Source organism: Rhodococcus sp. NPDC003322 (assembly GCF_053589555.1).
In genome coordinates, this window is record NZ_JBSFSC010000002.1 from 962357 (window position 1) to 987283 (window position 24927).

Sequence of the window (24927 nt, forward strand, 5' to 3'; positions counted from 1 at the left end):
CAACGACCGCTGTGGCTCACCATGCACTCCCTTTCACACAAGGAGCTCGTATGAAACTCAACGGCAAGGTCGCTCTCATCACCGGCGCGGGGTCCGGGCTCGGACGGCGGTCTTCGCAGCTGTTCGCCTCCGAGGGCGCCACGATCGCCGTCGTCGACATCGATGCCGAACGGGCCAAGGGCACGGTCGCGCTCGTCGAGGAACAGGGCGGTACCGCGATCGCGATCACGGCGGACGTCCGGAGCGAGAAGCAGGTCGCCGACGCCGTCGCGACGACAGTCGACGCGTTCGGTACCGTCGACATCGCATTTGCCAACGCCGGCATCGTTTCTCGCGGCGGAGTGCCGTCCGTGGCCGGAGGAGAGCAGGTCGACTTCGAGGACCTCACCGACGCCGACTGGCAGGATGTGGTCGGCGTGAACCTCTCCGGTGTCTTCTACACCGCGAAGGCCGTCGTTCCCACGATGCGCAAGCAGGGTGGCGGCGTCATCCTCGCGACCTCGTCGGCCGCGTCCCTGGTGGCCTACCACAGCATCGCGATGTATTCGGCGACGAAAGCCGGCGTGAACGGGCTCGTTCGCGGGCTGAGCCTGGACCTGGGCAAGTACGGCATTCGCGTCAATGCCATCGCGCCCACCCACGGCATGTCGCCGAACTTCCTCGCGCCGGAGGGCACTCCGGTCGTCGGGAAGTCCTACGAGGAGGTCGCCGGCCCCTGGGATCCGGGAGTCTCGCCGATCCCGCTCAAGCTGGGCCGTCCGCCGTCACTCGACGACAACGCCCGAGCAGCCCTGTTCATGGTGTCGGACGACTCTGCCTACATGTCGGGTGTCGTGCTGCCGACCACCGACGGCGGAACACTGTCCCGCGTCGGCATGTGGTTCCCGGAGGATCTGGAACCCTCGACAGACGGCCACGGCGCATGACCGCAACGACCGCCGCCTCGTCCGGCCACAGCAGCGAAAGCGGGACAGGATTACGCCTGAACGTCGATCGCTCCGCCTGCGCCGGTCACGGCCTGTGTTACGGCGGGTATCCCGAGGTGCTCGATTGCGACGATCAGGGTGATCCCGTGATTCTGCGCGATCCGCTCGAAACCGCCGCCGAGATCGACGCCGCCCGGGCCGCCGTGCAGGTGTGTCCGGAACGCGCCCTCACCGTCGAATCCGTCTGATCAGAACCAGTTCCGAGGAAGGAACGACATGACCACCACCACTCTGGACGACGCGCCCAGCGATCTCGTCGTCGACTTCGACATCTACGACCCGGCCCTGACCGCGCCGGTCGACACGATCCAGGATCGCGTCGCCGAGCTTGCCGGCAAGGGCCCGGTCGTGTACTCCACCGCTCACGGTGGGCACTGGATCGTCACGCACTACAGGGAGATTCACGAGGTCCTGCGCGATCCGGAGACCTTCTCGAGCTACCCGAACAACCTCGTCACCGGGCCGGGCGGCATGGGCAAGTTCATTCCGATCGAGCTCGACCCGCCGGAGCACACCGGCTACCGACTCGCCCTGCAGCCGCTGTTCTCCCCCAACCGGATGAAGGCGCTGACCGAGCAGATCCGGGATCTGGTCAACGAGCTGATCGACGGCTTCGCCGCGAAGGGTGAAGCGGAGTTCATCAGCGAGTTCGCGCACGAGCTGCCCACCCGGGTGTTCCTGGCGCTGATGGACTGGCCGGTCGAGGACGCCCCGATGTTCACCGCGGCAACGGACACCATCCTCGTCGGCAAACCCGGTGGAACCGAAGAAGAGTCGCAGCGGGCTCGGGCCATGGCCGGATTCGAGATGCTGGGCTACTTCCAGAAGATCGTCGACGAGCGGCGGAAGAATCCGGGTGACGACGTCACCTCGGCGCTGATCCACACCGAGGTCGAGCTCGAGGACGGCAAGCGGCTGCTGACCGACGAGGAACTCAACCGGATGTTCTTCCTGCTCCTCATTGCCGGGCTGCACACGGTGCAGGGCTCTCTCGCCTGGGCCGTCATCCATCTCTACAACAACCCGGAGCAGCGCGCGGAGCTGATCGAGAACGACGATCTGATCGCGAGTGCGGTCGAGGAGATCCTCCGAATCGAGGCGGCGGTCGTGCCGGGGCGGTGTGCCACCCGCGACGTCGAACTCGGCGGCGTCCAGATCAAGGCGGGTGACCAGCTCATCCTGATGCTGTGCTCCGCCAATCGGGACGAGGGCGAGTTCGATGACCCGAACGACCTTCAGCTGGAACGGCATCCGAATCGGCACCTCTCGTTCGGCTCGGGCGCGCACCGCTGCCTCGGATCGCACCTCGCGCGGATCGAACTGTCCATCGCTCTCGAGGAACTGCACCGGCGGATCCCGGACTACCGCCTCGTGGAGGCGGATCCGCCGATCCTGCACGGCAGCCAGGTGCGTGGCTGCGCGCGCCTTCCGATCCAGTTCACACCGGCGGTGTGAGCGAGCCTGCCCGGCAGGAGAAGACCAGCATCGCAGGGTAGGGGTCGGCAGAGGGGGCCGGACGCCACCCGGGTGTCCCGGTGCGGCCGCAAGGGGGCGGCCACGCCGGGACACTCCTATGGGGTGGATGCGGCCGAGATACGCTGCGCCCGTGCCTCCTACGGCGCCGAGGGTGCAGTTGTCCCTGGTACCCTTTCCAGAGCCGCATGGCAGTGTCGAACCGGTGAAGTGGAGGGTCGAATGGCGCGCAGGCGCGTCGGCGTCCTGGGTGAGAGCGTGGACGATGCGCGTGCCCAGATCTTCACCGCGGCCGAGTCCGTCTTCCAGCGCTACGGAATCGTCAAGGCCACGATGGGCGACGTCGCCAAGGAGGTGGGCGTGTCGAGGCCGACGGTCTACCGCTACTTCCGGGACCGGGACACGCTGATCTCGGCCATCGTGGAGGCGCGGTCGCGCCGGCTGTTCGACACGGCGCGTGCGTTTCTCCGCGAGCGGCCGACGTTCGGCGAGCAGGTCGTGGACGGAATCGTGCACCTCGTGGACCGTGGCCGGCGCGACCCGATCATGCGGTTGCTGGTCACCCCCGAACACATGGACACCGCCACCGCCCTCCTCGGCACGTCGGGTCTCGCGACCCGGCTGAACACCGAGATGTGGTCACCGCTCATCGACGAGGCCCGCGACCGGGGCGAGATCCGACCCGGAACGACGGACGAGGAGATCTGCGACTGGATCACGATGGTGCAGCTGATCCTGATGGGGCGTAATGACTTCGGTGACAGTGAGGATCCGGAGCATCGGCGCATGCTCACCCGGTTCCTGCTGCCCGCGATCGTCCGCGAGCCGGCACGCACGAGTGCCGGCCCGGCTGCGGTGTGCGGTTGAGGGCACCGTGGAATCGGTCGCCGCTCCCCGGCTCCGGCCGGTCGCCGTTTCGGTGACGACTCGTCTCGACCGGAGGTGACGGAGATGGCACGACGACGGGCGGTGAGCGTCCTCGGCACGGACGCGGACGAAGCGCGCACACGGATTCTCGATGCCGCCGAGGCGGCATTCGAGCGGTACGGCTTGGTCAAGTCGACGATGGACGACATCGCCAATGAGGCGGGCGTCTCCCGCCCCGCCCTCTATCGGTACTTTCGTGACCGTGACGCCCTCGTCTCGGCGCTCATCGCGGCCCGGTCCCGGCGCCTGTTCGCGGAGACGCACGCCTTCCTCGCCGGCTGCGACGGCCTCGCCGAGCAACTCGTCGAGGGGCTCGCCCAACTCGTCGACCGCGGGCGCAGGGACCCGCTCATCCGCCTGATCGTCGGCCCGGAACAACTGGGCTGGGACACCGCGTTGACCGGCAGCTCGGGACTGGCGGCGCAACTGACACACGAAATGTGGGCGCCGGTACTCGATGCCGCCCGTGAGCGAGGCGAGATCCGTCCCGGCCTGACCAACCGCGAGATCACCGAGTGGATCGTCGTCGTCGAACTGATCCTGGTGGGGCGCATGGATTTCGGTGCCGCGAGTGACCCCGACCATCGACGCATGCTGGCCAAGCTGCTGCTCCCCGGGATCGTGGCAGATCCGGCACCTCGGGGGCCGGAACCGGGCGCGTGACGGTCGGCCGGGCCGACCCGCGCGCCCGGCGATGTGCTTGTTGCGTGTCCCGCATCACATGCCGTAACGTATGACACAGATTGTTATTTGTAAACCTGTTGTCGGGGCAGGTTCGGGGCCGTGAACGGCTCCGCAAAGACACGCATGTCCACCAGATTCTCCGAGTGCACACCGAGTTCTCCCCGCGGCGTTCAGCCGGCGAATACGAGATCCGGGCAACAACGTCAGGAGCGACCATGGCGCACGTGATCACCCAACCGTGCTGCAACGACGCGAGTTGCGTCGCGGTATGTCCCGTCGACTGCATCCATCCGTCCCCGCGCGAGCGTGCATTCGTCCGGACAGAGATGCTGTTCATCGACCCGGACGCGTGCATCGACTGCGGCGCATGCGTGGACGAGTGCCCCGTGGACGCGATCGTGCCGCCCGAGGACGTCACGCCCGCACTCGAACCCTTCGTCGCGATCAACGCGGCCTACTACTCGGATCGGCCCGGGTCGGCCGCACCGGATGTCGTCGAACCCGTGACCGTGGCCGCGACGAGCGGCCCACTCCGGGTCGCCGTCGTGGGAAGCGGCCCGTCGGCCTGCTATGTCGTGGACGCGCTGAACACGATCCGAGGACTCGACGTCGAGATCACCATCCTCGAACGGTTGCCCGCGCCCGGAGGGCTCGTCCGCTACGGAGTCGCACCCGACCACGCCGCCACCAAGAGCATCGCGACGTTGTTCGGCCGTACCCTCGGCAAGCGCGGATGCACCGTGCACCTGAACACCGAAGTGGGCGTGCATGTCACGCATGACGAGGTGCTGCGTCATCATCACGCCGTTGTGTACGCATCGGGTGCGAACGGAGATCGCCCGCTCGGTGTTCCCGGGGAAGGCCTTCCCGGCAGCGTCTCCGCGCGCGACTTCGTTCTCTGGTACAACGGCCATCCCGATCATGCCGATGCCACCTTCGATCTGTCCGGGGAGCGCGCGGTGGTGGTGGGCAACGGCAACGTCGCCCTGGACGTCGCACGGGTGCTCGCCGGTGACGTGGCCAGGCTGATCGGCACGGACATCGCCGCCCACGCCCTCGAGGCCCTTGCGGCGAGCCGGATCCGGGAAGTGGTCGTGCTGGGCCGGCGAGGTCCCGAGCACGCGGCCTTCAGCACTCCCGAGTTGCTGGGCCTGGGCAACCTCGCCGGGGTCGATGTCACGGCCTCGCACTCGTTCGAGTCCGCTCACGCGAACGACGAGCTCACCCGGATCCGCGCGTCCGTCCTGAACCGCTACGCGGCGGCACAGCCGACTCCAGGCAACCGCCGGATTCACTTGCAGTTCTTCGGATCACCGACCGGGATTCTCGGCGACATCCGTACGGAGGGCCTCCGCATCGATGTCAACGAACGAACCGCCGAGGGCGGGATCTCGGCGTCCGGCCGCAGCGAGACCGTTCCCGCCGATCTGGTGATCAGGTCCGTGGGATTCATGGGCAGGCCCGTCGAGGGATTGCCCTTCGACCACGCTCGTGGGGTGCTGTCCAACCGCAACGGAGCCGTCGTCGATCCCGACTCCGGCGGACAGGTGCGTGGGGTGTACACGGCCGGCTGGCTCAAGCGTGGGCCGAGTGGTGTGATCGGATCGAATCGCGCCTGCTCGGAAGCCACCGCGGTGCAGATCGTGGCTGACTTCGCATCCGGCAAACTGGCTGTGCCGGAAGGAACTTCCGAACAGTTCGCCGACCTGGTGGAGCAACGGCAACCCGAGAGGCTGGACCTCGCCGGCTGGAAGCGTCTGGATTCCCACGAGCGGAAAGCCGGACGGAAGGTGGGACGCCCTCGCCTCAAGGCCGTCGATCGCTCGGAGATGGTCGACATCGCTCTCGGTCGACAGGCTTCACCGATCGGCTGAGGCTGCCGGCGCCCCAGTGCGCCGCGCGTGATGAACGGGGCGACTTCGTGTTGCCCGACAACGTCCTCGGGGGGACGAACGGTGACGGAGAGGCCGTGAGACGGCGTCCGTGACCGTGCTGGTGCATGTCACAGGGACCGTTTCGCTCGAGGCTCTGCTGGCGTGCACGTATGTCCACATGAATCGAATGTGTTGTGCACAAGGGTTGACGGGGTGGGAAGGAGCTTTTGAGTGGGTATCGAAGTTGCTGTGGAGGGTCTGACCAAGTCATTCGGCTCCCAGCAGATCTGGCGAGACGTGACGATGACGTTGCCCGCTGGTGAGGTGAGTGCGCTCCTCGGACCATCGGGCACGGGAAAGTCGGTCTTCCTCAAGTCGCTGATCGGCCTGCTCCGACCGGAGCAGGGATCCATCGTGATCGACGGCGTGGACATCATGACGTGTTCGGCCAAGGAACTGTACGAGATTCGCAAGTTGTTCGGGGTGCTGTTCCAGGACGGCGCGCTGTTCGGATCGATGAACCTGTACGACAACGTGGCATTCCCGTTGCGGGAGCACACGCGCAAGTCCGAGTCCGAGGTCCGGAAGATCGTGATGGAGAAGCTCGAACTCGTCGGTCTCCTCGGGGCGGAGGACAAGCTTCCCGGTGAGATCTCCGGCGGCATGCGCAAGCGCGCCGGGCTGGCGCGGGCACTGGTCCTCGAGCCGCAGATCATTCTGGTGGACGAGCCCGACTCGGGCCTCGATCCCGTTCGTACGACCTATATCTCGCAGACATTGATCGATATCAACGCCGAGATCGACGCGACGATCCTCATCGTCTCGCACAACATCAACCTGGCCCGGACGGTGCCGGACAACATCGGAATGCTGTTCCGGCGTGAGCTGGTGATGTTCGGACCCCGTGAGGTGCTGCTGACGTCGGACGAGCCGGTGGTCAAGCAGTTCCTGGGCGGAGCGATGATCGGTCCGATCGGGATGTCCGAGGAGAAGGACGAGGCGCAGATGGCGCACGAGCAGGCGCTGGTCGATGCCGGTCACCACGCGGGCGGCGTCGACGGACTGGACGGAATCGTGCCGCAGATGAGGGCGACTCCGGGTATGCCGGAGCGTCGCGCGGTAGCCCGGCGGCGGATGCGGGTTCGGCGGATTCTGCACACCCTTCCAGTTCGAGCACAGCGCGCAATCCGTGACGACCTCGAGGACGACATGCCCACGCAACGCCTGGAGGTGGTGGCCCGATGAGTATCCAGTTGACGTCACCCGCCCCGGCCACCGTGCCGGAGGAGCCGCGGAGGCAGAGCGGTGTCCGGCAGCGGGCCGGGGCGGTACTCGCCTGGCTGAGCGCGTACCTCCGGGTCAGGCCGGCGCAGAGCCTCGCCACGATCGGGCGGTCCGCTCGCCTCGCCGGCAACGTGATCCGGTACTGCGTGACCGATACCGTCACCGGTCGTCTGCCGGTGGGGGAGGTCGTCGAGCAGATGTGGAAGTTGCTCAAGGTGACCGCCCTGCCGGCACTGCTGATGGCGGTGCCGATCGGTGCCGAGGTGTCCGTCCAGGTCGGCGGCATCATGAACCAGGTCGGTGCGAACTCGCTCGCGGGCGCCGCGAGTGGTCTCGGTGTCGTGGGGCAGGGCGCGCCGATGGCGGCAGGCCTGCTGATGAGTGGCGCCGCGGCCTCGGCCATCGCGTCGGACCTGGGTGCCCGCTCCATCCGCGAGGAGATCGAGGCGATCCGCGTGATGGGTATCGACCCGGTTCAGCGTCTCGTCGTGCCCCGCTTCATCGCGATGATCCTCATAGCACCGATGCTGTGCATCATCATCATCGCGGCCGGTGCCGCTGCGGGCCTGTTGATCTCGGCCAACGTCAACGACGTCGTGCCCGGTAGCTTCTGGCAGTCGTTCGGCGCCTTCGCCACCCCGACCGATCTCGCGTTCTCGGTGCTCAAGTCCCTGCTGTTCGCGGCGACCGTGGTGATCATCGCGAGTCTGCGGGGCCTCGAGGCCAAGGGAGGCCCGACCGGTGTGGCCAACGCGGTCAACGCCTCCGTGGTGCTCAGCGTCTTCTGCATCTTCGCCACGAACCTGCTCGTGAGCCAGCTGCAGATGATGTTCTTCCCGGCGAGGCTGGCGTGATGGCGACCCGGACACCCGCGCACCGCGGGTCGCCGGTGGCGTCACTGGTCACGACGGTGACCGGCCCGCTCCGGAACGTGGCCGCGGAACTCGGCCAGATCACCCTCTTCGTCGGCAAGACGATCGGCCTGCTGCCCAAGACCGTTCGGCACTACCGGAAGCAGACCGTCACGACCATGAACAACATGGCCTGGGGCAACGGCTCGCTCGTCGTCGACGGCGGCGTGATCAGCCTGATGTTCTTCCTGGGCATCGCGGTCGGCGCGGTGGTGGCGATCCAGGCGTTCATGGCGTTCGACCTGCTCGGCTTCGGCGCGCTGACCGGCATCATCGGGTCCTTCGGCAACGTCCGGGTCATCGCGCCCATCATCACCGGTATCGGGTTCGCCGCGCAGGCGGGTTGCCGAATGACGGCGGAGATCGGTGCGATGCGGATCTCCGAGGAGATCGACGCCACCGAATCGATCGGCCTGCAGGCCATTCCGTTCGTCGTCGGCACCCGGCTGATCGGCAGCATGCTGGTGGTGCTGCCCGGATACCTGATGGCGCTGATGGTGAGCTTCGTGACCGGCGGAATCGTCGTCAAAACCTTCCACGATCAGCCGTCCGGCACATACGACCACTACTTCGGGCAGTTCCTGACGATTCCCGACCTGGTGGCATCGGTGGCGAAGGTGTTGATCTTCTGTGGTGTCGTCACGCTGATCCACTGCTACTACGGGTATTTCGCCTCTGGCGGCCCGGCCGGCGTCGGTTCGGCGTCGGGCCGCGCGATCCGAGCCAGTCTCGTCGCCATCGTCGTGATGAATTTCGTGATGACGGTCGTGATCTGGGGGCTGAGCCCGGAACTGGTGTTCAAGGGATGAGGGCATGAGCATTTCGAGGAGTCAAGACTTTATCCGCGGTTCCGCCGAGCATCAGTCACGTCTGCTGAGCGGAACCGGTGTGGGAGTGTTCGCGCTCGCGTGCGCGGCTGCGATCGCCGGGGTGACGCTGTATCCCCGCCTGACGCCGCCGGAGGGCGTCGAGGTCGGTCTCGAGGTTCCGTACGTGGGGCCCGGTGTCGCGGCCGGGACGAAGGTCGTCCTGCACGGGCAGACGGTGGGCCGTGTCATCGAGCTCGACCGCACCGCCTCCGATTCGGTCCGGATGCAGCTGGTCCTGGATGAGGGCCAGATCGACGGGCTGACCGATACATTCGAGGTCGACTACCGTCCCGAGAACTACTTCGGCACCTCCGCGGTGAACCTCGTCGCGATGAACGGGGGCAACGAACTCGAGTCGGGTCTGGAGCTGCAGCGGACGCCGCGCGGTGACTTCACGATGTCGACCATGATCGAGCAGGGATCCTCCACGATCGACGGCACGCTCACCAGCGACATGATCAGGTCGCTGGACAAGTCGGTGCACTACCTCGGCGGGGTCACACCGTGGGTGGAAACCGGTGTGCTGCTCGCCGACCGCGTCGCCAAGACCCAGTACGCACTGCCGACCGACCTGCTGACCAGGTTCGACGACATACTGGAAGCCGCACCGGAATTCAGTGACCAGGCAATCCGATCGCTGATGAACATCTATGACAGCCCGTCCTACAATCGCCTGCCCGACGGCTCCGTCGGCGTGGACGAGGGCGTCTTCGACGAGTCCGACGCCGGCCTCGCGCTCGCGGGCGACCAGCTGTTCGGCCAGGCCGGTGCCCTACTGGCGTCACACGGTGACGATCTCACCCCGCTCATCCAGTCGGTCACCGAACTCTCGGACGTCTTCCCGCATCTGAGCAGCGGAGGATTGACCCCGGAGTCGGCTCGCGACGTGGTCCGCAAGCTCGATTCGGCCTTCGTCGACGTCCCGGGTGGCAAGCGTCTGCGTCTGCGCGTCGTGCTCGACGCCTTTCCCTCGATGAACGCCGCGCTCGGGCTCGGGCCCACCGTGTCCGCGGAAGGAGGTGTGCGATGACCTCGCGTGGTGCGCTTGTCGCAACGGTTGTGAAACTTGCTGTGGCCGTGGTGGTCTCGGTGTTCCTGTTCGTCCTGGTGATCGCCGCGATGCGTAGCCCGGTCTCCGGGGAGACCCGGAGCTACACGGCGGAGTTCTCCGACGTCTCGGGTCTGGGGGACAATGGCGACATCCGCACCCGCGGTGTCCGGATCGGCAAGGTCGAGTCGATCGAGCTCGTGCGCCGCGACACCGGGACGATCGCCGAAGTTCGGTTCACCATGGAGAAGCCCTACGAGCTGACCGGGGACACGGTGCTGTCGGTCAAGTACCAGAACCTCACCGGTGTCCGGTACATCGACGCCGACTTCGGTGACGGGTCCGCCCCGGCCACGTCGCGCCTCGGTCTCGACGGCACCAGGCCGTCCTTCGACATCACCGAGCTGTTCAACGGGCTGCAGCCGGTGCTCGCGACGATGAGCACCGAGGACATCAACCGGTTCTCGGAGAACGCGATCGCCGTCCTCCAGGGCGACGGCGGGGGACTGGAACCGATGCTCGCCGACGCCCAGAAGCTGGCCGATCTCGCCTCCAGCCGGGAACAGGTGATCTCGACGCTCACCGCCAACCTGGCACGCATCTCCGACACGATGGGCGGCCGCTCCGGCGCGGTGGTCGAGTTCATCCGTTCGGTCGACTACCCGATTTCCAGCGCCATGACCGTGATCGACGAGTTCGCGAAGACCGCGAGTTACGGCCCGTACTTCCTCACGCCCACCAAGAGGCTGCTCGACGCGTATCACCTCGAGCCGGGCGTGAACGTGGAGGACCAGGTCGCTCAGGTGTTCGGCTCGATCGAGGAGGCCGCGCAGGCGTTCCGTCTGCTCCCGGCATCCATCGCGGGTATGCAGATGCCGGCGAGCGAGGGGGCGCAGGGGTGCGCGAACGGTGTCGCCCAGCTCCCCACCGACGTCGAGGTTCTACTCAACGGAAGTGAGGTGGTCGTATGCAGCGCCCGGTGAACGCCCGCACTCCACGCGGCCGGTTCGGTCGGCTGTTCTCCTGGTTCGACAACGATCTCCGGATCGGTGCCGCGGTCGCCGTTCTCGTCGCCGCGGCGCTCGTCGCCACCGCGGTGCTGTACCTGCGTCCACCGGGACGGACCAAGGTCTCGTTCGAGACCACTGACGTGTCCGCGATCTCCGTGGGCCAGGACGTCCGGGTCGCGGGAATCTCGGTCGGCTCGGTGTCGGACATGACGCTCGGCGCGGACTCGGTGCGCGTGACGATGGACATCGAGAAGGACGTCGTGGTCGGAGCGGACTCCCGCATCGACGTGCGCATGCTCACCCCGGTCGGGGGATACGCGATCACCATCGTCCCGGTCGGTGACGCCCCCGTGGGGGACGATCCGATTCCGGCGGGACAGGTGTCGGTGCCCTACTCGATCGGGGACGTCCTGCAGGCCGCTCCGAACGTCACCGACAACGTCGACGGCGGTACCGTCGACGCGAATCTCGCGCAGGTTGCCCAGGCGCTGCAGTCGAATCCGGACTCGGTCGGCTCGGTCATCTCCGGAATGTCCTCCATCGCACGGGTGATGGAGCAGCAGCGCGAGCAGGTCCGGACCATCACCGCACTCGCGTCGGAGTATCTGAACACCTTCGATGCCAACCGCGACATGATCTTCGACGTCGTCCGGAAGATGGACATCGTGTTGTCCACCTACAACACCAATCATGCGGGCTTCAACGAGGCGTACCGGTTGCTCGGATATGTGCTGATGACCGTGTCGCCGTACGCGGAGTACTACCTCGACCACAGCGAGGATCTGGCCGGCGGGATCGCGCAGGTGCGGGCGACCATCGAGGAGTTCAACGCGACGATGGGCCCGTCGATCGACGCACTGACCGCGGCGCGGGACCAATTGGCCAACTGGCTGACCCCGGAGGGGATGGCCACGATCGGCGGAGGAACGCTCATGGCATCCGACATCTGCATGCCCGTCCCCGGACGGAGCTGCTGACGTGACCAACGTGAAGAAGTGGACGGCCGTCTCGGTGGTGACCGTCGCCGCCCTCGGCATCGGCACCGGCGTCACCACGGCCTCGGCCGACTCGGGGGCCGAGCCCGCGACGTACTGCGCGCAGTTGCCCGATTCGGTCGGTCTCTACACCGGTAACCCGGTGACCCAGATGGGGTTCGAGGTCGGAACGATCGACACGATCGTGGAGAAGGGTGACCACGTGGAGATCACCTTCACCACGAAGGTCGGCCGGAAGTTTCCGGCGGACGTGAAGGCGGTGACGCGGTCGAAGTCGATTCTGGCGGACCGGAGCCTGGAACTGGTCGGAAATTACACCAGCGGGCCCGTGCTCGAACCCGGGTCGTGCATTCCCCTCGAACAGGGGTACACGCCGAAGACCATCTCCGAGGTGGTCGGGTCCGCGGCGGACTTCCTCAAGGCGTTGTCCCCAGACGGCAGCGACACCGTCGCAGGTGCGATCGCGGGAGTCTCGGAGGCACTTCGATGGCAGGGCGAGCCGGCCAGGGAGATGATGCGGAGTGCGGCCGGCGCAATGGAGGACCCCGACACGCTGATCGCGAACATCGGGTCCGCGATCGGTGCCATGGCCCCGTTGAACGAGCAGGCGCTCGCCGACTGGGGTGCCATCACGTCGATCGCGAGCCAGCTGCCCGACATCGCCACCGCAGGCATCGACTTGTTCCCCGGCACCATCGACGTCTGTGTCGGCATCGGCTGGGTCGTTGCACTGCTCTACGACATCCAGACGCGCTATGGAGGCGACATCTGGCCGTTCGTACACGGACAGGTGGCCGACGCGATCGCTCTCGCGGCCGGACGTGCGGGCGACCTGTCCGGCCTGGCCGGATCGATTCCGTCGTTCACCGCTGCGCTCGACGAGCAGGCGATCGGGACGAACGGCCTGACGATTCGGTACACGCCGCCGACGGTCGAGATCGGTGACGGGGCCCGGATCGATCCGGCGAACCTGCTGGGTGAGGTCCTCGGGACGGGAGCGGGACGGTGACCAGGAGACGTGAAGTGGCCCGGAGAGTGCAGCTGGCGGCGGCACTGATGCTCGTTCTGACTGCGTCGGCATGTTCGCTCCGCCCCGAGGACCTTCCCTCGGTTCGCGGCGGAATCGGCAGCGGCTACGAGATCTCGCTCGAGTTCGAGAGCGCGCTGAACCTGCCCGCCGGCGCGGACGTGATCATGGACGGACTCCGGGTCGGAGAGGTTCGTGACGTCGCCGTCGAGGGCAACGGAGTCGCCGTCACGGCAGGCATCCGGGACGACACCCGGATCCCGGTGAGCATCCACGCGATCGTCCGGCAGAACACCCTCCTGGGCGACACATACGTCGCGTTGGTCCGTGATCCCGCCTCCCAGGTGACGGCCCATCTGTCCGACGGCGATTCGGTGCCGCTGGAGCGCACCGTCTCGCCGCCGCAGATCGAGGACACCATGGCGGTGCTGGCGACGTTCGTGAACGGCGGCAGCATCGCGCGCATCGAGGACGTGATGGCCAGGGTCAACGCCGTGATGCCGGCGGTGCCGGAGATCAGGAGCCTGGCCACGGTGGTCTCGACGGACCTTCGCGACCTCGGTGCCCGCACCGCCGAGATCGATCGCATGCTCGACGGAATGAACGCCACCGCGGTGACTCTGGGCGAGAACTCCGAGTCGCTGGCGACGATCTTCGACGGCTCCACCGTCCAGTACTGGCGGCGGCTGGCCGTCGACGTGGTCTCGCACATCGGGCAGATCCTGCCGTCCGTCGGCAGTCTCTACGCCGGCGGCCTCTGGCTCGTCCCCATGTTCGAGTCCCTGGCCGACACGACGGACACCTCTCTGAGCGGTGCCCCGTCGGCGGCCACACAACTGTCCGAGTTCCTTCGAACGACGCTGGTGCCGTTCGCGGGCAATCCGTCCGTCGACGTCGTCTCGGTCGAGACCTCGGACGGCGGTCGGTCGCTGGCCGACGCGGAGAACATCCTGCGCATGTTGGGAGCTGTGAAATGAGCAGGAAGACGGTTCTGTCGGTCCTCGGGATGGTCGCGATCGGCGCGCTGTCCTTCACGTACATGTTCCAGTCGGGCCTGCGCACCGGCGTGGCGGAGAAGGTGAACACCGCCTCCGTGGGGATTCCTGACACCAACGGTCTCGTGGTCGGCGCCCGGGTCCTGTTGCGGGGAGTGGAGATCGGTGAGATCACCGACATCACCTCATCGGCGAACTCGGTCGACGTGGCGTGGAAGTACGACCGCGACCATCCCATTCCGGTGGACAGCACCTTCCGGGTCGACAACCTCTCCGCACTCGGCGAACCCGTGCTCGGGGTCTGGCCGAGGTCGGCGGGTGCCCCGTACCTCCCGGACGCCGCGGTGGTCGCACCCGACCGGGTGGTGGTCCCGACGACCTTCGAGGAACTCTCGGAGCGCCTGACGAACCTGCTCACCCAGGTGGAGCCGGAGGCGGTCGGCCAGATCTTCCGCACTCTCGACGTGGCTCTGCCCGACGACCCGCGTGTGTACAGCGACATCAACGGGGCGGGGCAGAAGCTGGCCGACACTCTCACCCAGCGCTCCGACAGCCTCACCACGGTTCTGCGGACACTGCAGCCCCTGCTGCTCGAGAGCGGCCCGATCCCGCGGGGCATGCTCGAGGCGGCACCGCACCTCGCCGCTTTCGGGTCCGGATTCCAGGATCTGCTCACCGGCATCAGGTTCGCGGCCGATCGCGGTCCGCTCAACGCGGGCATCGCTCACGGCGCCAGCCCGTTCATCGGTGAACTCCAGACGTTCCTCGACGAAACCGCGTCCGATCTCAACGTCCTCGGAGTGAACCTGCTCCCGGCGGTGACCGAGGCGGCGAACGCCATCCGCTCGGTCGACATCGGACGGCTCCTCCAGAACGTCCTCGCCTCGACGGAATCCGGCGACGCGCTGACCGTGCACGTCACACCGGACGGCAACTGACCCCGCCGCACGGACACCGTGCGCGCAGACCCCACGACAACGGAAGGAAACGAGGCCACCATGTCGAACACCTCGCTGCTGCAGGACCAGGACCGGATCGACGAGGACGGCTCGGGCTCGCGGCCGTCCGCCGACGATCACGCACGCAACAACCGGTACCCGACACGGGCGATCGCAACGGGCGTCCTCGGCGCCGTCGCCGTGGCGGCGATCGGTTTCGGAGGCTGGAAGCTCTACGACACCTCCACCGAGCTCGACGCGATGCGCGCCGACGCGGACGCGCGTGCACACGCCGAACAGGTGGCGCTCGACTACGCGACAGGGGCGGCCCGGATGGACTTCCAGGACCTCGCCGGCTGGAAGCAGCGGCTCACCGCGGGCACGGCTCCCGAGCTGGAACAGCGGCTCACGCAGGCGTCGACGTCGATGGAGCAGATCATCGTTCCCCTGCAGTGGAACTCCACCGCGCAGCCGATCACGGCCAAGGCCGAGGCGACCGGCGACGGCATCTACACCGTCGACTGCTTCGTCAGCGTGTTCACGTCGAACGCGCAGGCGCCCGAGGGGATCCAGTCGACGGCGACCTATCAGCTGACCATCGACAGCATGCAAGACTGGAAGATCACCGAGATCAGCGGTGTCGGACCCGATCTGGGCACGACCGGCGCGACACCGAAATGACGGGCGGTACACCCGCTCCCTGAGGGACGGACCGCTACAAGCGGCGGGGTGGACCGTGATGGTCCACCCCGCCGCTGTCGTTCGCCATGTTCGTCCTTCGGGAGCCGCTCAGCTCTTCATGAGATCGCGGTGGATGATCTCCTTCATGATTTCGTTGGTGCCGCCGTAGATTCGCTGGATGCGGTGGTCGAGATAGGCCTTCGCGACCGGGTATTCCATCATGTAGCCGTAACCGCCGTGGTACTGGACGCCGGCGTCGACGACCTGGCCCTGCAGTTCGGTCGCCCACAGCTTCGCCTTGGAGGCGTCCACCGCGGTCAGGGCACCCTTGTTGTATTCACGGATGCAGCGGTCGATGTAGCTCCGCGAGACCTCGATCGCGGTGCGCAGCTTCGCGAGATCGAAACCCATTCCCTGGAACTCGCCGATCCGCTTGCCGAAGGCGGTCCGCTCCTTCACGTAGTCCATCGTCCACCCGAACACGGCCTCCGCCGAGACCTGCGCTGCGATACCGATGCCGAGACGCTCCAGCGGCAGCGACTGCATCAGGTACGCGAACCCGGATCCTCGTTCGCCGAGGAGGTTCGCGGCCGGCACCCGCACGTTGTCGAAGAAGAGTTCGGCGGTGTCCTGCGCGTGCAGGCCCACCTTGTCCAGCTTGCGGCCGCGGCTGAAGCCCTCGGCCCCTTCCTCCACGACGAAGAGGCTGAAGCCCTTCGAACCGGCGTCGGGATCGGTCTTGGCGAAGACGATCACCAGGTCGGCGAGGATGCCGCTGGTGATGAAGGTCTTGGCGCCGTTCACAATCCACTCGTCGCCGTCGAGAACCGCGGTGGTGGTGATCGCCCGCAGGTCGCTGCCCGCCCCGGGCTCGCTCATCGCGATCGCGCCGATCGTCCGGCCGGTCACGAACCCCGGCAGCCAGCGGCGCCGCTGCTCGTCGTTCGCATGGCGCAGAAGGTAGTTCAGCACGATGTCGTCGTTGGTGGAGAACCCGGACTGCAGCGCGGACGCACCGACCCGGGCGATCTCCTCCTGGATGACGACCCGGTAGCGGTAGTCCGTCTCACCGGGGCCGCCGAACTCCTCCGGCACGGTCAGCCCGAGCAGCCCCAGGTTGCCTGCGGCGAGCCAGGTGTCGCGATCGATCAGCCGATCGGCGTCCCATTTCTCGAGGTTGGGGACGACGTGTTTGTCGACGAAACCCCGGACCGAGTCGCGGAACAGTTCGTGGTCGTTTTCGAAGAGATCGCTCTCCACGTGAGCCTCCTACGGGCGGGACGCTCGAAGGCGCCCCGCCTTGGTGTTCGGTGTCAGTTCTCGCTGACGAGCTTCTGGATTTCCCGGCGGAAGACCTGGTTGGCGACCTCGTTGCGACCCAGGAGCATGTTGCCGGCGTTGGCGCTGGCCATGGCTCGTTGCGAGTCGCGCAGGATGGGGAAGTCCTCGTTGTGCAGGACCGCGACCAGAATCTCGACGTTCTTGTCCCAGAGCCGGTTCCAGCGCTCCTCGGCCAATCCGCTCTCCTCGACTGTCGGGCAGATCAGGCGGATCTCCATGCGGCACTGCTGCGGGTCGCTGGGATGCGGACGGAAGGTGAGCAACTGGAAGTGATCGGGCTGGCGGAGCAGGGTGCTGTTGGGCCCGATGAAGTAGGTTTCGGTGGTGTGCTCGGCCAGGCTGCGGTCGCCGGGGTCCTCCTCGATCCACCGGTCGATCGTCTTGCGCAGGTTCATGAACCGGCAGTGGTGTCCGAAGTCCTCGAAGGACATCACGTTGGTGTGAATGTGCTTGGCGGCGGTGTTCGGGTGCGCGTACTGGATGTGGTAGCCGTCGAGGAACGCGTCCTGCATCAGCTTCCAGTTGACCGGCTCCTCGAACACCTTGACACGGGTGGTCACCTTCGAGCCGAGCTCTTGTGAGGCGAGGATGGAGTCCATCTCCGGGCCTAGCCAGTCGGCGACGTCGATCGTCGCGGAGGCATCGTCGACGACCCAGATGAATCCGTGCCGTTCCTCGGTGGGCAGCTGCACGAGGTTGCGCTCGGAGCGGTCGGCCTCACCGAACGTGTTGTCACGGGTGATCGTGCGCAGCGTTCCGTCGGTGTCGTACGACCAGCGGTGGTACGGGCAGGAGAACAGGCGGCACCGACCCTTCTCCTCCTTCTCGACCATGGCGCCGCGGTGGCGGCACTGATTCACCAGGGTCTTGACGCTGCCGTCGCGCTGGCGGACGACGATGACGTTGTTCCGCGGCAGCTGGAGTGTGAAGAAGTCGCCCGCGCGGGGGATCTCGGAGCCGTGGGCGACGATGGTCGGAACCCGTCCGAAGACGCGATCACGCTCGCGCTTGGCGATCTCCGGATCGGTGAACTCGACGGGTTCGAACCAGGTGATGTGCTCGAACTCGTCGGTGGTGTCGTTGCGCAGGTGCTCCAGTGCCCGCCGAATGCGTTCCTCACGGGGTGCTCCGACCTCGGTCATCGCTTCGCCTCCTGTCGTTGGTCGCCGGCCCGGGTTGAGTCCAGGGGGCGTGCCCGTCGTGTCGATGACGCTAAATCTAATTCATGTAGGTTTAGGTGTAAAGCCTCGGCTGCCGGTTCACCCTTGCGGCATTAACCGACAGTCATTAGATTGACACCAATCCGCTCGACGAGGAGTGAGGATGATCGCTTATCAGTGGTGCGAGGCGCTGAGCCCGGACGATCGGGGCGAGGTGCTCGAGCTCGTCCGGGTTGCGGCCGAGTACGACGACGAGGCCGGATTCTCGGCGATCGCCGAGTCGGACGTCGTCGACGGGGATGGTCGGAGCGCGGAGTCGGATTCGGATTCGTCTTCTGCCGACGGTGCTCGCGTGCTGCACCTTCCGATCAAGGCTCGGCGCGGCCTCGCCACCGGGCCGGACGTGCCATGGATGCTGGTTGCCTACCTGCACCTCGCCGTCGGGTCCGACGGTCTCGGCGTGGCGCAGTTCGTCGTCCACCCGGACTACCGGTCCCGGGGAATCGCGACCCAGCTCGTCGAGGAGCTCGGCCTCGACGTCGACGCGGCGGGCGGGTGGGCCGGCACCGGCGCCCGGGCGCTGCGGGCATGGGCCTACGGCAGCCATCCGGCGACCGAACGGTTGACCGCGAGGTTCGGGGTGCCCGCGGTGAGCCGGCTGTGGACTCTGCTGCGCCACCTGTCCGGGCCGTGGGCCGAGCCGCTCCCGGAAGTGGAATCGCCGGAGGCGTACCGGATCGTCCCGTCCCACCCGGTCGCCGACCCCGACGTCACGTCCGCGGTCGATGCAATCCTGGTGGATGCGTCGCTTCCAGCGCAACATCGCGAAAATCTCTCTGTTGCAGCGACTTCGGGTCAGGCGATGACCGCCATCGACGAGGCGGGACGACCCGTGGGCGTCGCGTGCTACGACCCCACCCTCCGTATCCGGGACGAGCTGCGCGCTGCCTGGATCGGGGCGCTGGTCGTCACGACGGCCGCGCGCGGCTCGGGGCTCGGCTCCGCCCTGCTCGTGCGGGCACTCGAGGCCCTGTGCGAGGCCGGCGCGCAGGTCGCCTTGCTGCGCATCGACCCCGACGACGAACGGGCCCTGCGCATGTGCCGGCTGCTGTCGTTCGAGCAGGACGAGGCGCACGCGTGTTTCCAGGTGGGTCGCTGGTCGCAGCCGGTCGAGTTCCATCGGTGATACGTAGAACAAAATACGATCTTTGTCTTGACGTCACCACTTGCTGTCGGTAGCGTGCTGTGTCGGGGGTCACACACAGGGCGCAGGTTCGCCCGCCCCACCTGTCGGGCGCAGTTTCGCCCACCACTCGACAATCCGCCCGCAGATCCTCGTCCGCCGGCGTCAGATACCCGAATTACCCAGTGAGAGAGGGATACACATGAAGAGGCTCGAGGGTAAGGTCGCATTCATCACCGGCGTGGCGCGCGGGCAGGGTCGTGCGCACGCGGTCCGGCTCGCGGAGGAGGGCGCCGCGATCATCGGGATGGACATCTGCGCGCAGATCCCGACCGTGTTCTACCCGATGGCCACCGAGGAGGATCTCGCCGAGACCGAGCGGCTGGTCAAGGAGGCCGGCGGCCGGATCGTCACCACCGTCGGTGACGTGCGCAAGCGTGAGGACGTGCAGCGCGCGTACGACGCCGGCGTCGAACAGTTCGGGTTCGTCGACATCGTGGTCCCGAACGCCGGCATCATGCCGGTCATCGACCAGGGCGCCGAGCCCCAGGCGTGGCACGACGCCGTCGACACGATGCTCACGGGAGTCTGGCACGTGCTCGAGGTGGCCGTGCCGGGCATGATCGAGCGCGGCGAGGGTGGATCCGTCGCGATCACGAGCTCTGCCGCCGGTCTGACGAGCATCGGCCTCAACACCTTCCCCGGTCAGGCCGGTTACTCGGCGGCGAAGCACGGTGTCGTCGGTCTGATGCGGCTGTACTCGAAGCAGCTGGCCAAGCACTTCATCAGGGTCAACACGATCCACCCGACCGGCGTGAACACCCCGATGGTCGCCAACGCGGAGTACGGCGCGTTCGTGAACTCGCACCCCGAGGTGGCGAACGACGACGCCTACAAGAACCCGATGCCGGTCGAGCTGATCGAGGCGGTCGACATCAGCAACGCGATCGTCTTCCTCGCCTCCGACGAGGCCCGCTACATCACCGGAGTCACCCTGCCCGTCGACGCCGGCTACAACAACCGCTGAGAGGCAACAGATGACCATCACCGACACCACCCCCTCGGCGCCCACGGTCGCCGACCGCGAGCAGGTCTTCATCGGCGGCCGCTGGGTCGATTCGACCGGCGACGAGTGGATCGACCTGATCGACCCATGGAGTGAGCAGCGTGCCGCCCGGATCCGCAGTGCCACAACAGAAGACGTCGCCCGTGCCGTTGCCGCTGCGCGCACGTCCTTCGACGACGGCGCGTGGGCGGGCAGGTCGATGGCCGAGCGTGCCGACGTGATCGACGAGATCGCCACCCGGCTCGAGCGCCGCCTCGAGGAGCTGACCGCGATCGGCGTCATCGAGGTCGGGATCCCGGTCAGCGTCAGTGCCGGTACCCAGCAGATGACCGCAGGCCTGTTCCAGGCGGTCGCGAACGAGGCACGCGCGTTCGAGGTCCGGGAAGACCGGACCCGGGCGGACGGGGGAATCTCACGAATCCTCAAGGAGCCCACCGGAGTCGTCGCCGCGATCATTCCGTGGAACGGACCGATCGGCACCATCGCGTTCAAGGTCGCCCCGGCGCTCGCGGCCGGTTGTTCGGTGATCCTCAAGGGTGCACCGGACGCCCCGCTGTCGCCGGCCGTGTTCGCCGACGTGATCGCCGAACTGGTCGACGAGGGCCGCATTCCGGAGGGAGTGGTCAGCGTCCTGATCGCCGACCGCGAGGTGTCCGAGACGTTGGTGACCAACCCCGACGTCGACCACATCACGTTCACCGGTTCCACCGTCGCCGGCCGCCGCATCGCGGAGCTCGCGAGCCAGCGCATCGCACGAGTCTCCCTGGAGCTCGGCGGCAAGTCGGCCGCGATCATCCTCGACGACGCCGACCTGAACCACGTGCTGCAGTCGCTGCCCATGGGCGGCTGCATGCAGTCCGGGCAGGCCTGCATCGCACTGACCCGCGTGCTCGTCTCCCGCAAGCGGCACGACGAGGTGGTCGAGGCTCTCAAGGCGGCGTACGGCTCGCTGCCTATCGGCAATCCCTGGGAGCCGACGAACTTCCTCGGCCCCCTGGCGGGGGAGCGGCACCGCGACCGCGTGCAGGACTACATCGCCACGGCCGAGGCCGAGGGTGCGACGGTCGTGCTGGGCGGCGGCGCCCCCGAAGGCGTCGACCAGGGGTTCTTCGTCGCTCCGACCCTGATCGACGGGGTGCGCAACGACATGAGGATCGCGCAGGAAGAGGTGTTCGGTCCGGTCATCGCGCTGATCACCTACGAGGACGAGGACGAGGCGGTCGCGATCGCGAACGACTCGATCTACGGGCTTTCCGGTGCGGTGTACACGGAGGATCTGGACCGCGGGTACGCCCTGGCGCAGCGGATCCGGACCGGGACGATCAGCGTCAACGGCGCCGTCATCGACTTCACCGTTCCGTTCGGCGGATACAAGCAGTCCGGCGTCGGCCGTGAGGGCGGCGTCGAGGGTCTCGAGGAGTTCTTCGAGACCAAGACCGTGCACATGCCGGCTTAGGGCATGTCTCCCAATCCCCGTTTCGGCACACCCGGGAGGGATTAGGAGACACGCCCTGGCCGGCCGGCGATCGAAACAGGCGGTGCCCCGGAACATTTGGTTCCGGGGCACCGCTTGTGGCCGTTCCGCTGCTATTTTGAGGGGGTCGCACGGCGTGGACGTGCGCGGGAGCCTAGGCGGGAACAGTGAACAACACCGATGGCGTCGAAGCGGTCGACACCGGTGACGGCGTGGCCGAACGTGGTGTCGCGAACGTGACGACCACGATCGTGCGGCGGATTCGGGCGGGCCGCGACGACGAGTTCGCCGACTGGATCCAGAGCGGCCTCGGCCTCGCTCGGATCTTCCCCGGCTTCCTCGGCGGAGGGTGGCTCAAGGAGAGCAGCGTCTCGGATGTGTGCGTGATCGTGCTTCGATTCGAAACGCAAGATGCCCTTGACAACTGGCTCCGCTCGGCGCTGCGCGGCGGGTGGCTCCGCACCGGCGAGAACATTGCCGAGGAACTGCCGAACGACCGCGCCACGACGGCCGTCGACCTCTTCGAGCGCCCCTAGGCCGATCGGGTGCCGGCGTCGGTTTCGTTCCGCATGACGCCGTACAGGAAGCTGCGGACCATCTCCTCGTACAGCTTCTTCGACGTCAACTCGTTCTCGGCCAGTGCGTACGCCAGGGTGGGCTGCGATTCGGGGTCGACGTTCGGGAAGATCGTCGTCCGCGTGCTGGGTCCGCGTACGGCCTCCGTGAGCGCCGCGCCGAGGGAGAGGCGTTCCATCCCGTCGAGGATCTGTACGTGCAGCCGGGCGGGGACTCCCGAGGCCTCCAGGAACCGGGCCGTCTCCTCGTAGCTGCCGATGAGCAGGTCGCGGGGCAGGTATTGAAGCAGGATCGGCGCCGCATTTCGGTGCTTGAGGATCGACTGCCGGAAGTTCAGTGCGAGAGACACGAAGAACTCCGGCCAGTCCGGACCCGGCTTGCGGCGCGGGATCGAGCCGGCGCCGGCGATCTGCCGGGCCACGGCCGAGAGGATCTCCGACTTGTCGGAGAAGTGGTGGTAGAGGGACGGTGCCCGGACGCCGAGGTGCTTGGCCAAACGCGGCAGGCTGAACGCCTCGAGCCCCTCCGTGTCGATGATCTCGATGGATGCTGCGACCGCGGAGGCGCGACTGATCAGCGGTTTCGACGGTCGTGGCATCTCGGGCTTTCCACTCGGTGTCGCCGGGTCGGGCACCCGGCTCGGGTGGACCGATCGTAACGGGTGGTCGGCCTGCCACCGGTCCGGTCGATCACCTGGGCGGCACCGACCCGTCGAGGAATTCGATCAGACCCTCACCGAGCACGTCGTTGTCGTCGCCGCTGACCATGTGCCCCGCGCCGCCGACATCGATGTGCCGGGCGCCGGGAATCAGGTCGAGCAGGTCGCGGGCGCCGTCGGGGCTGACCACGTCGGACTGGGCGCCTCGGATCAGCAGTGTGGGCACGGTGATCGCGCGTGCCGCCGACCGTGCCTGCTCCTCGCGGACCCCGGCCTGCTCCGGGCCGTTCTCCCGGTGGGTGAGCATCCGCGGATCCCAGTGCCAGTACCAGCGGCCGTCGCGCAGGCGAAGGTTCTTGCGCAGGCCGTCGGCGCGCGGGGGCCTGCGGCGGTGCGGGTTGTATGCGGCCACGGCGGCGGCGGCGTCCTCGAGGGTGTCGAACCCGGCGAGGCCGTCGTGCATGAAGGCGCTGATCTTGGCGAGGCCCTCCGGTTCGGCGCGCGGGGTGATGTCGACCAGGACGAGCGCGCGGCCCAGGTCCGGATGCGAGCCCTGCGCGATCAGCGAGGCCATGCCGCCCATCGAGGCACCGACCAGGACCGGGGGCTCGTCGAGTGCGCTCGCGACGGCGACCAGGTCGCGGGCGTGCGCCGCGATGGCGTAGTCGCCGTCGTCCGCCCAGTCGCTGTCTCCGTGACCACGCGCGTCCAAGGCGAGCGCGCTCCAGCCGTTCTCGGCGAGACGCTCCCCGGTGCGCTGCCACGAGTGCCGGGTCTGCCCGCCGCCGTGCAGGAGCAGCACCGTGCCCCGCGTGGGTTCGTGGACCGGATCCCAGCGGTCCGCGACGAGGGTGAGGCCGTCGCCCGTCAGGCGTACTGCGGTGGTGGTGTCCGTCATGGTGCTCGTGCTCCTGTGGTGGTGTTCAGTGGCCCGACGTGCCGCCGTCGACGGCAAGCGTCGACCCGGTCACGTATCCCGATGCCGGGCTGGCCAGGAACACCACCGCGGCGTCGATCTCGCGCTGGGTGGCGGTGCGGCCGAGAGGGCAGTCGCGCAGGAACTCGGCGAGGGTCTCGGGGGACATCTCACCGGTCATGTCGGTGTCGACGAAACCGGGGGCGATCGCGTTGACACGAATTCCCTTTCGTCCGGACCACTGATTCGACAGGTCGCGGGTCAGGCCGATCATCCCGGCCTTGCTGGACGCGTAGGCCGCCTGCGGCAGCACCGACTTGACCAGCCCGAGCATGCTCGCGACGTTGACGATGCTCGACCCGGGTCGCATCACCCGGGCACAGGCCTGGGCGGTCCAGTAGGCGCCGAAGAGGTTGACCTCGAGCACGTTCCGGTAGTCCTCGGGCCGTTCGCGGGTGGCGGGGGCGGCATGGGTCACGCCGGCGTTGTTGACCAGGACGTCGAGGCGGCCGAACTCCTCGATCGTCGCTCTCGCCAAGGCGTCGCACTGGTCGGGGTCGGTGACGTCGGTCGGCACGACCAGGCAGCGGCGGCCGAGATCGGTCACCGTCTCGGCGACCTGCTCGAGTTTGTCGCGACGGCGGGCGGCGACGACCACGTCGGCGCCCGCCTCGGCCAGTGCGCGGGCGAATCCGGCGCCGAGTCCGCTGCCTGCGCCGGTCACGACTGCGACGGCCCCGGACAGGCGGAACAGGTCGACGACCGATCCGGTGTCGGGAAGGGGGGTGTCCATGCTGTCACGGCTCCTGTCGAACATCGGCTAATGACTATAGATTTAGACCTGAGAAGGG

At 67.4% G+C, this 24927-nt stretch carries 25 protein-coding genes; 20 read left to right on the forward strand and 5 right to left on the reverse strand.

From position 1 onward, the window contains the following. Window positions 1–50 precede the first annotated feature (50 nt). The 16 genes from ACWDUM_RS10775 (at window position 51) to ACWDUM_RS10850 (ending at window position 15702) form a co-directional block, all read left to right on the forward strand. Entirely contained in the window at window positions 51–926 is an 876-nt protein-coding gene (locus ACWDUM_RS10775; RefSeq protein ID WP_450112574.1) for an SDR family NAD(P)-dependent oxidoreductase, read from the forward strand. Continuing rightward, complete coding sequence (locus ACWDUM_RS10780; RefSeq protein ID WP_450133957.1) at window positions 923–1174, forward strand: ferredoxin; 252 nt, start codon at window positions 923–925, stop codon at window positions 1172–1174. Before ACWDUM_RS10775 ends, ACWDUM_RS10780 begins: the two co-directional genes overlap by 4 nt. Window positions 1175–1202: 28 nt before the next feature. Further along, entirely contained in the window at window positions 1203–2441 is a 1239-nt protein-coding gene (locus tag ACWDUM_RS10785) for a cytochrome P450 (protein ID WP_450133958.1), read from the forward strand. A gap of 240 nt (window positions 2442–2681) precedes the next feature. Continuing rightward, on the forward strand, window positions 2682–3326 hold the full coding sequence (locus ACWDUM_RS10790; RefSeq protein ID WP_450133959.1) for a TetR/AcrR family transcriptional regulator: 645 nt from the start codon (window positions 2682–2684) through the stop codon (window positions 3324–3326). A gap of 84 nt (window positions 3327–3410) precedes the next feature. Further along, on the forward strand, window positions 3411–4049 hold the full coding sequence (locus tag ACWDUM_RS10795) for a TetR/AcrR family transcriptional regulator (protein ID WP_450133960.1): 639 nt from the start codon (window positions 3411–3413) through the stop codon (window positions 4047–4049). 236 nt (window positions 4050–4285) lie between these two features. Beyond that, window positions 4286–5944 (forward strand): FAD-dependent oxidoreductase, encoded by a 1659-nt coding sequence (locus ACWDUM_RS10800; protein ID WP_450133961.1) that lies wholly within the window; start codon window positions 4286–4288, stop codon window positions 5942–5944. A 231-nt stretch (window positions 5945–6175) separates the two neighbouring features. After that, the gene (locus ACWDUM_RS10805; RefSeq protein WP_450133962.1) at window positions 6176–7189 is read left to right on the forward strand and encodes an ABC transporter ATP-binding protein; all 1014 of its coding nucleotides are present in this window, start codon (window positions 6176–6178) and stop codon (window positions 7187–7189) included. Then, entirely contained in the window at window positions 7186–8082 is an 897-nt protein-coding gene (locus tag ACWDUM_RS10810) for an ABC transporter permease (RefSeq protein WP_450133963.1), read from the forward strand. The genes ACWDUM_RS10805 and ACWDUM_RS10810 overlap by 4 nt, the downstream gene beginning before the upstream one ends. Next, window positions 8082–8948, forward strand: coding sequence for an MlaE family ABC transporter permease (locus ACWDUM_RS10815; RefSeq protein WP_450112581.1), 867 nt, complete (start codon window positions 8082–8084; stop codon window positions 8946–8948). The genes ACWDUM_RS10810 and ACWDUM_RS10815 overlap by 1 nt, the downstream gene beginning before the upstream one ends. A gap of 79 nt (window positions 8949–9027) precedes the next feature. Then, window positions 9028–10038: an Mce family protein gene (locus ACWDUM_RS10820; RefSeq protein ID WP_450133964.1), complete on the forward strand. Its 1011-nt coding sequence runs from the start codon at window positions 9028–9030 to the stop codon at window positions 10036–10038. Continuing rightward, the gene (locus ACWDUM_RS10825) at window positions 10035–11039 is read left to right on the forward strand and encodes an MlaD family protein (RefSeq protein WP_450133965.1); all 1005 of its coding nucleotides are present in this window, start codon (window positions 10035–10037) and stop codon (window positions 11037–11039) included. The genes ACWDUM_RS10820 and ACWDUM_RS10825 overlap by 4 nt, the downstream gene beginning before the upstream one ends. Then, a complete protein-coding gene (locus ACWDUM_RS10830; protein ID WP_450133966.1) occupies window positions 11024–12043 on the forward strand; it encodes an MlaD family protein in 1020 nt (339 codons plus the stop codon). The genes ACWDUM_RS10825 and ACWDUM_RS10830 overlap by 16 nt, the downstream gene beginning before the upstream one ends. Before the next feature lies 1 nt (window position 12044). Beyond that, window positions 12045–13070 carry an MlaD family protein gene (locus ACWDUM_RS10835; RefSeq protein WP_450133967.1) on the forward strand — a complete coding sequence of 342 codons (1026 nt, stop codon included), beginning with the start codon at window positions 12045–12047 and terminating at the stop codon, window positions 13068–13070. Between the two features lie 14 nt (window positions 13071–13084). Further along, complete coding sequence (locus tag ACWDUM_RS10840; RefSeq protein WP_450133968.1) at window positions 13085–14065, forward strand: MlaD family protein; 981 nt, start codon at window positions 13085–13087, stop codon at window positions 14063–14065. Beyond that, window positions 14062–15021 (forward strand): MlaD family protein, encoded by a 960-nt coding sequence (locus ACWDUM_RS10845; protein WP_450133969.1) that lies wholly within the window; start codon window positions 14062–14064, stop codon window positions 15019–15021. Before ACWDUM_RS10840 ends, ACWDUM_RS10845 begins: the two co-directional genes overlap by 4 nt. Before the next feature lie 60 nt (window positions 15022–15081). Then, window positions 15082–15702, forward strand: coding sequence for a hypothetical protein (locus ACWDUM_RS10850; protein WP_450133970.1), 621 nt, complete (start codon window positions 15082–15084; stop codon window positions 15700–15702). Between the two features lie 108 nt (window positions 15703–15810). Here ACWDUM_RS10850 and ACWDUM_RS10855 read toward each other — a convergent pair whose 3' ends face one another. Beyond that, window positions 15811–16962 (reverse strand): acyl-CoA dehydrogenase family protein, encoded by a 1152-nt coding sequence (locus ACWDUM_RS10855; RefSeq protein ID WP_450133971.1) that lies wholly within the window; start codon window positions 16960–16962, stop codon window positions 15811–15813. A 53-nt stretch (window positions 16963–17015) separates the two neighbouring features. Continuing rightward, window positions 17016–18185, reverse strand: a complete 1170-nt coding sequence (locus ACWDUM_RS10860) for an aromatic ring-hydroxylating oxygenase subunit alpha (RefSeq protein WP_450133972.1) — start codon at window positions 18183–18185, stop codon at window positions 17016–17018. Window positions 18186–18366: 181 nt separating this feature from the next. Between ACWDUM_RS10860 and ACWDUM_RS10865 the strand changes: the two genes are divergently transcribed. The 4 genes from ACWDUM_RS10865 (at window position 18367) to ACWDUM_RS10880 (ending at window position 22462) form a co-directional block, all read left to right on the forward strand. After that, entirely contained in the window at window positions 18367–19389 is a 1023-nt protein-coding gene (locus ACWDUM_RS10865) for a GNAT family N-acetyltransferase (protein ID WP_450133973.1), read from the forward strand. Window positions 19390–19588: 199 nt separating this feature from the next. Continuing rightward, window positions 19589–20413: a mycofactocin-coupled SDR family oxidoreductase gene (locus ACWDUM_RS10870; RefSeq protein WP_450133974.1), complete on the forward strand. Its 825-nt coding sequence runs from the start codon at window positions 19589–19591 to the stop codon at window positions 20411–20413. A 10-nt stretch (window positions 20414–20423) separates the two neighbouring features. Beyond that, on the forward strand, window positions 20424–21908 hold the full coding sequence (locus ACWDUM_RS10875) for an aldehyde dehydrogenase (protein WP_450133975.1): 1485 nt from the start codon (window positions 20424–20426) through the stop codon (window positions 21906–21908). A 185-nt stretch (window positions 21909–22093) separates the two neighbouring features. Further along, the gene (locus ACWDUM_RS10880; protein WP_450112594.1) at window positions 22094–22462 is read left to right on the forward strand and encodes an antibiotic biosynthesis monooxygenase; all 369 of its coding nucleotides are present in this window, start codon (window positions 22094–22096) and stop codon (window positions 22460–22462) included. Here ACWDUM_RS10880 and ACWDUM_RS10885 read toward each other — a convergent pair. From ACWDUM_RS10885 to ACWDUM_RS10895, 3 genes are all read right to left on the reverse strand, one after another. Then, complete coding sequence (locus ACWDUM_RS10885) at window positions 22459–23100, reverse strand: TetR family transcriptional regulator (protein WP_450133976.1); 642 nt, start codon at window positions 23098–23100, stop codon at window positions 22459–22461. The two genes, ACWDUM_RS10880 and ACWDUM_RS10885, sit on opposite strands and share 4 nt — an antisense overlap. A 91-nt stretch (window positions 23101–23191) precedes the next feature. Next, window positions 23192–24058 (reverse strand): alpha/beta fold hydrolase, encoded by an 867-nt coding sequence (locus ACWDUM_RS10890; RefSeq protein ID WP_450133977.1) that lies wholly within the window; start codon window positions 24056–24058, stop codon window positions 23192–23194. Window positions 24059–24083: 25 nt separating this feature from the next. After that, window positions 24084–24869, reverse strand: coding sequence for an SDR family NAD(P)-dependent oxidoreductase (locus ACWDUM_RS10895; protein ID WP_450133978.1), 786 nt, complete (start codon window positions 24867–24869; stop codon window positions 24084–24086). Window positions 24870–24927 lie beyond the last annotated feature (58 nt).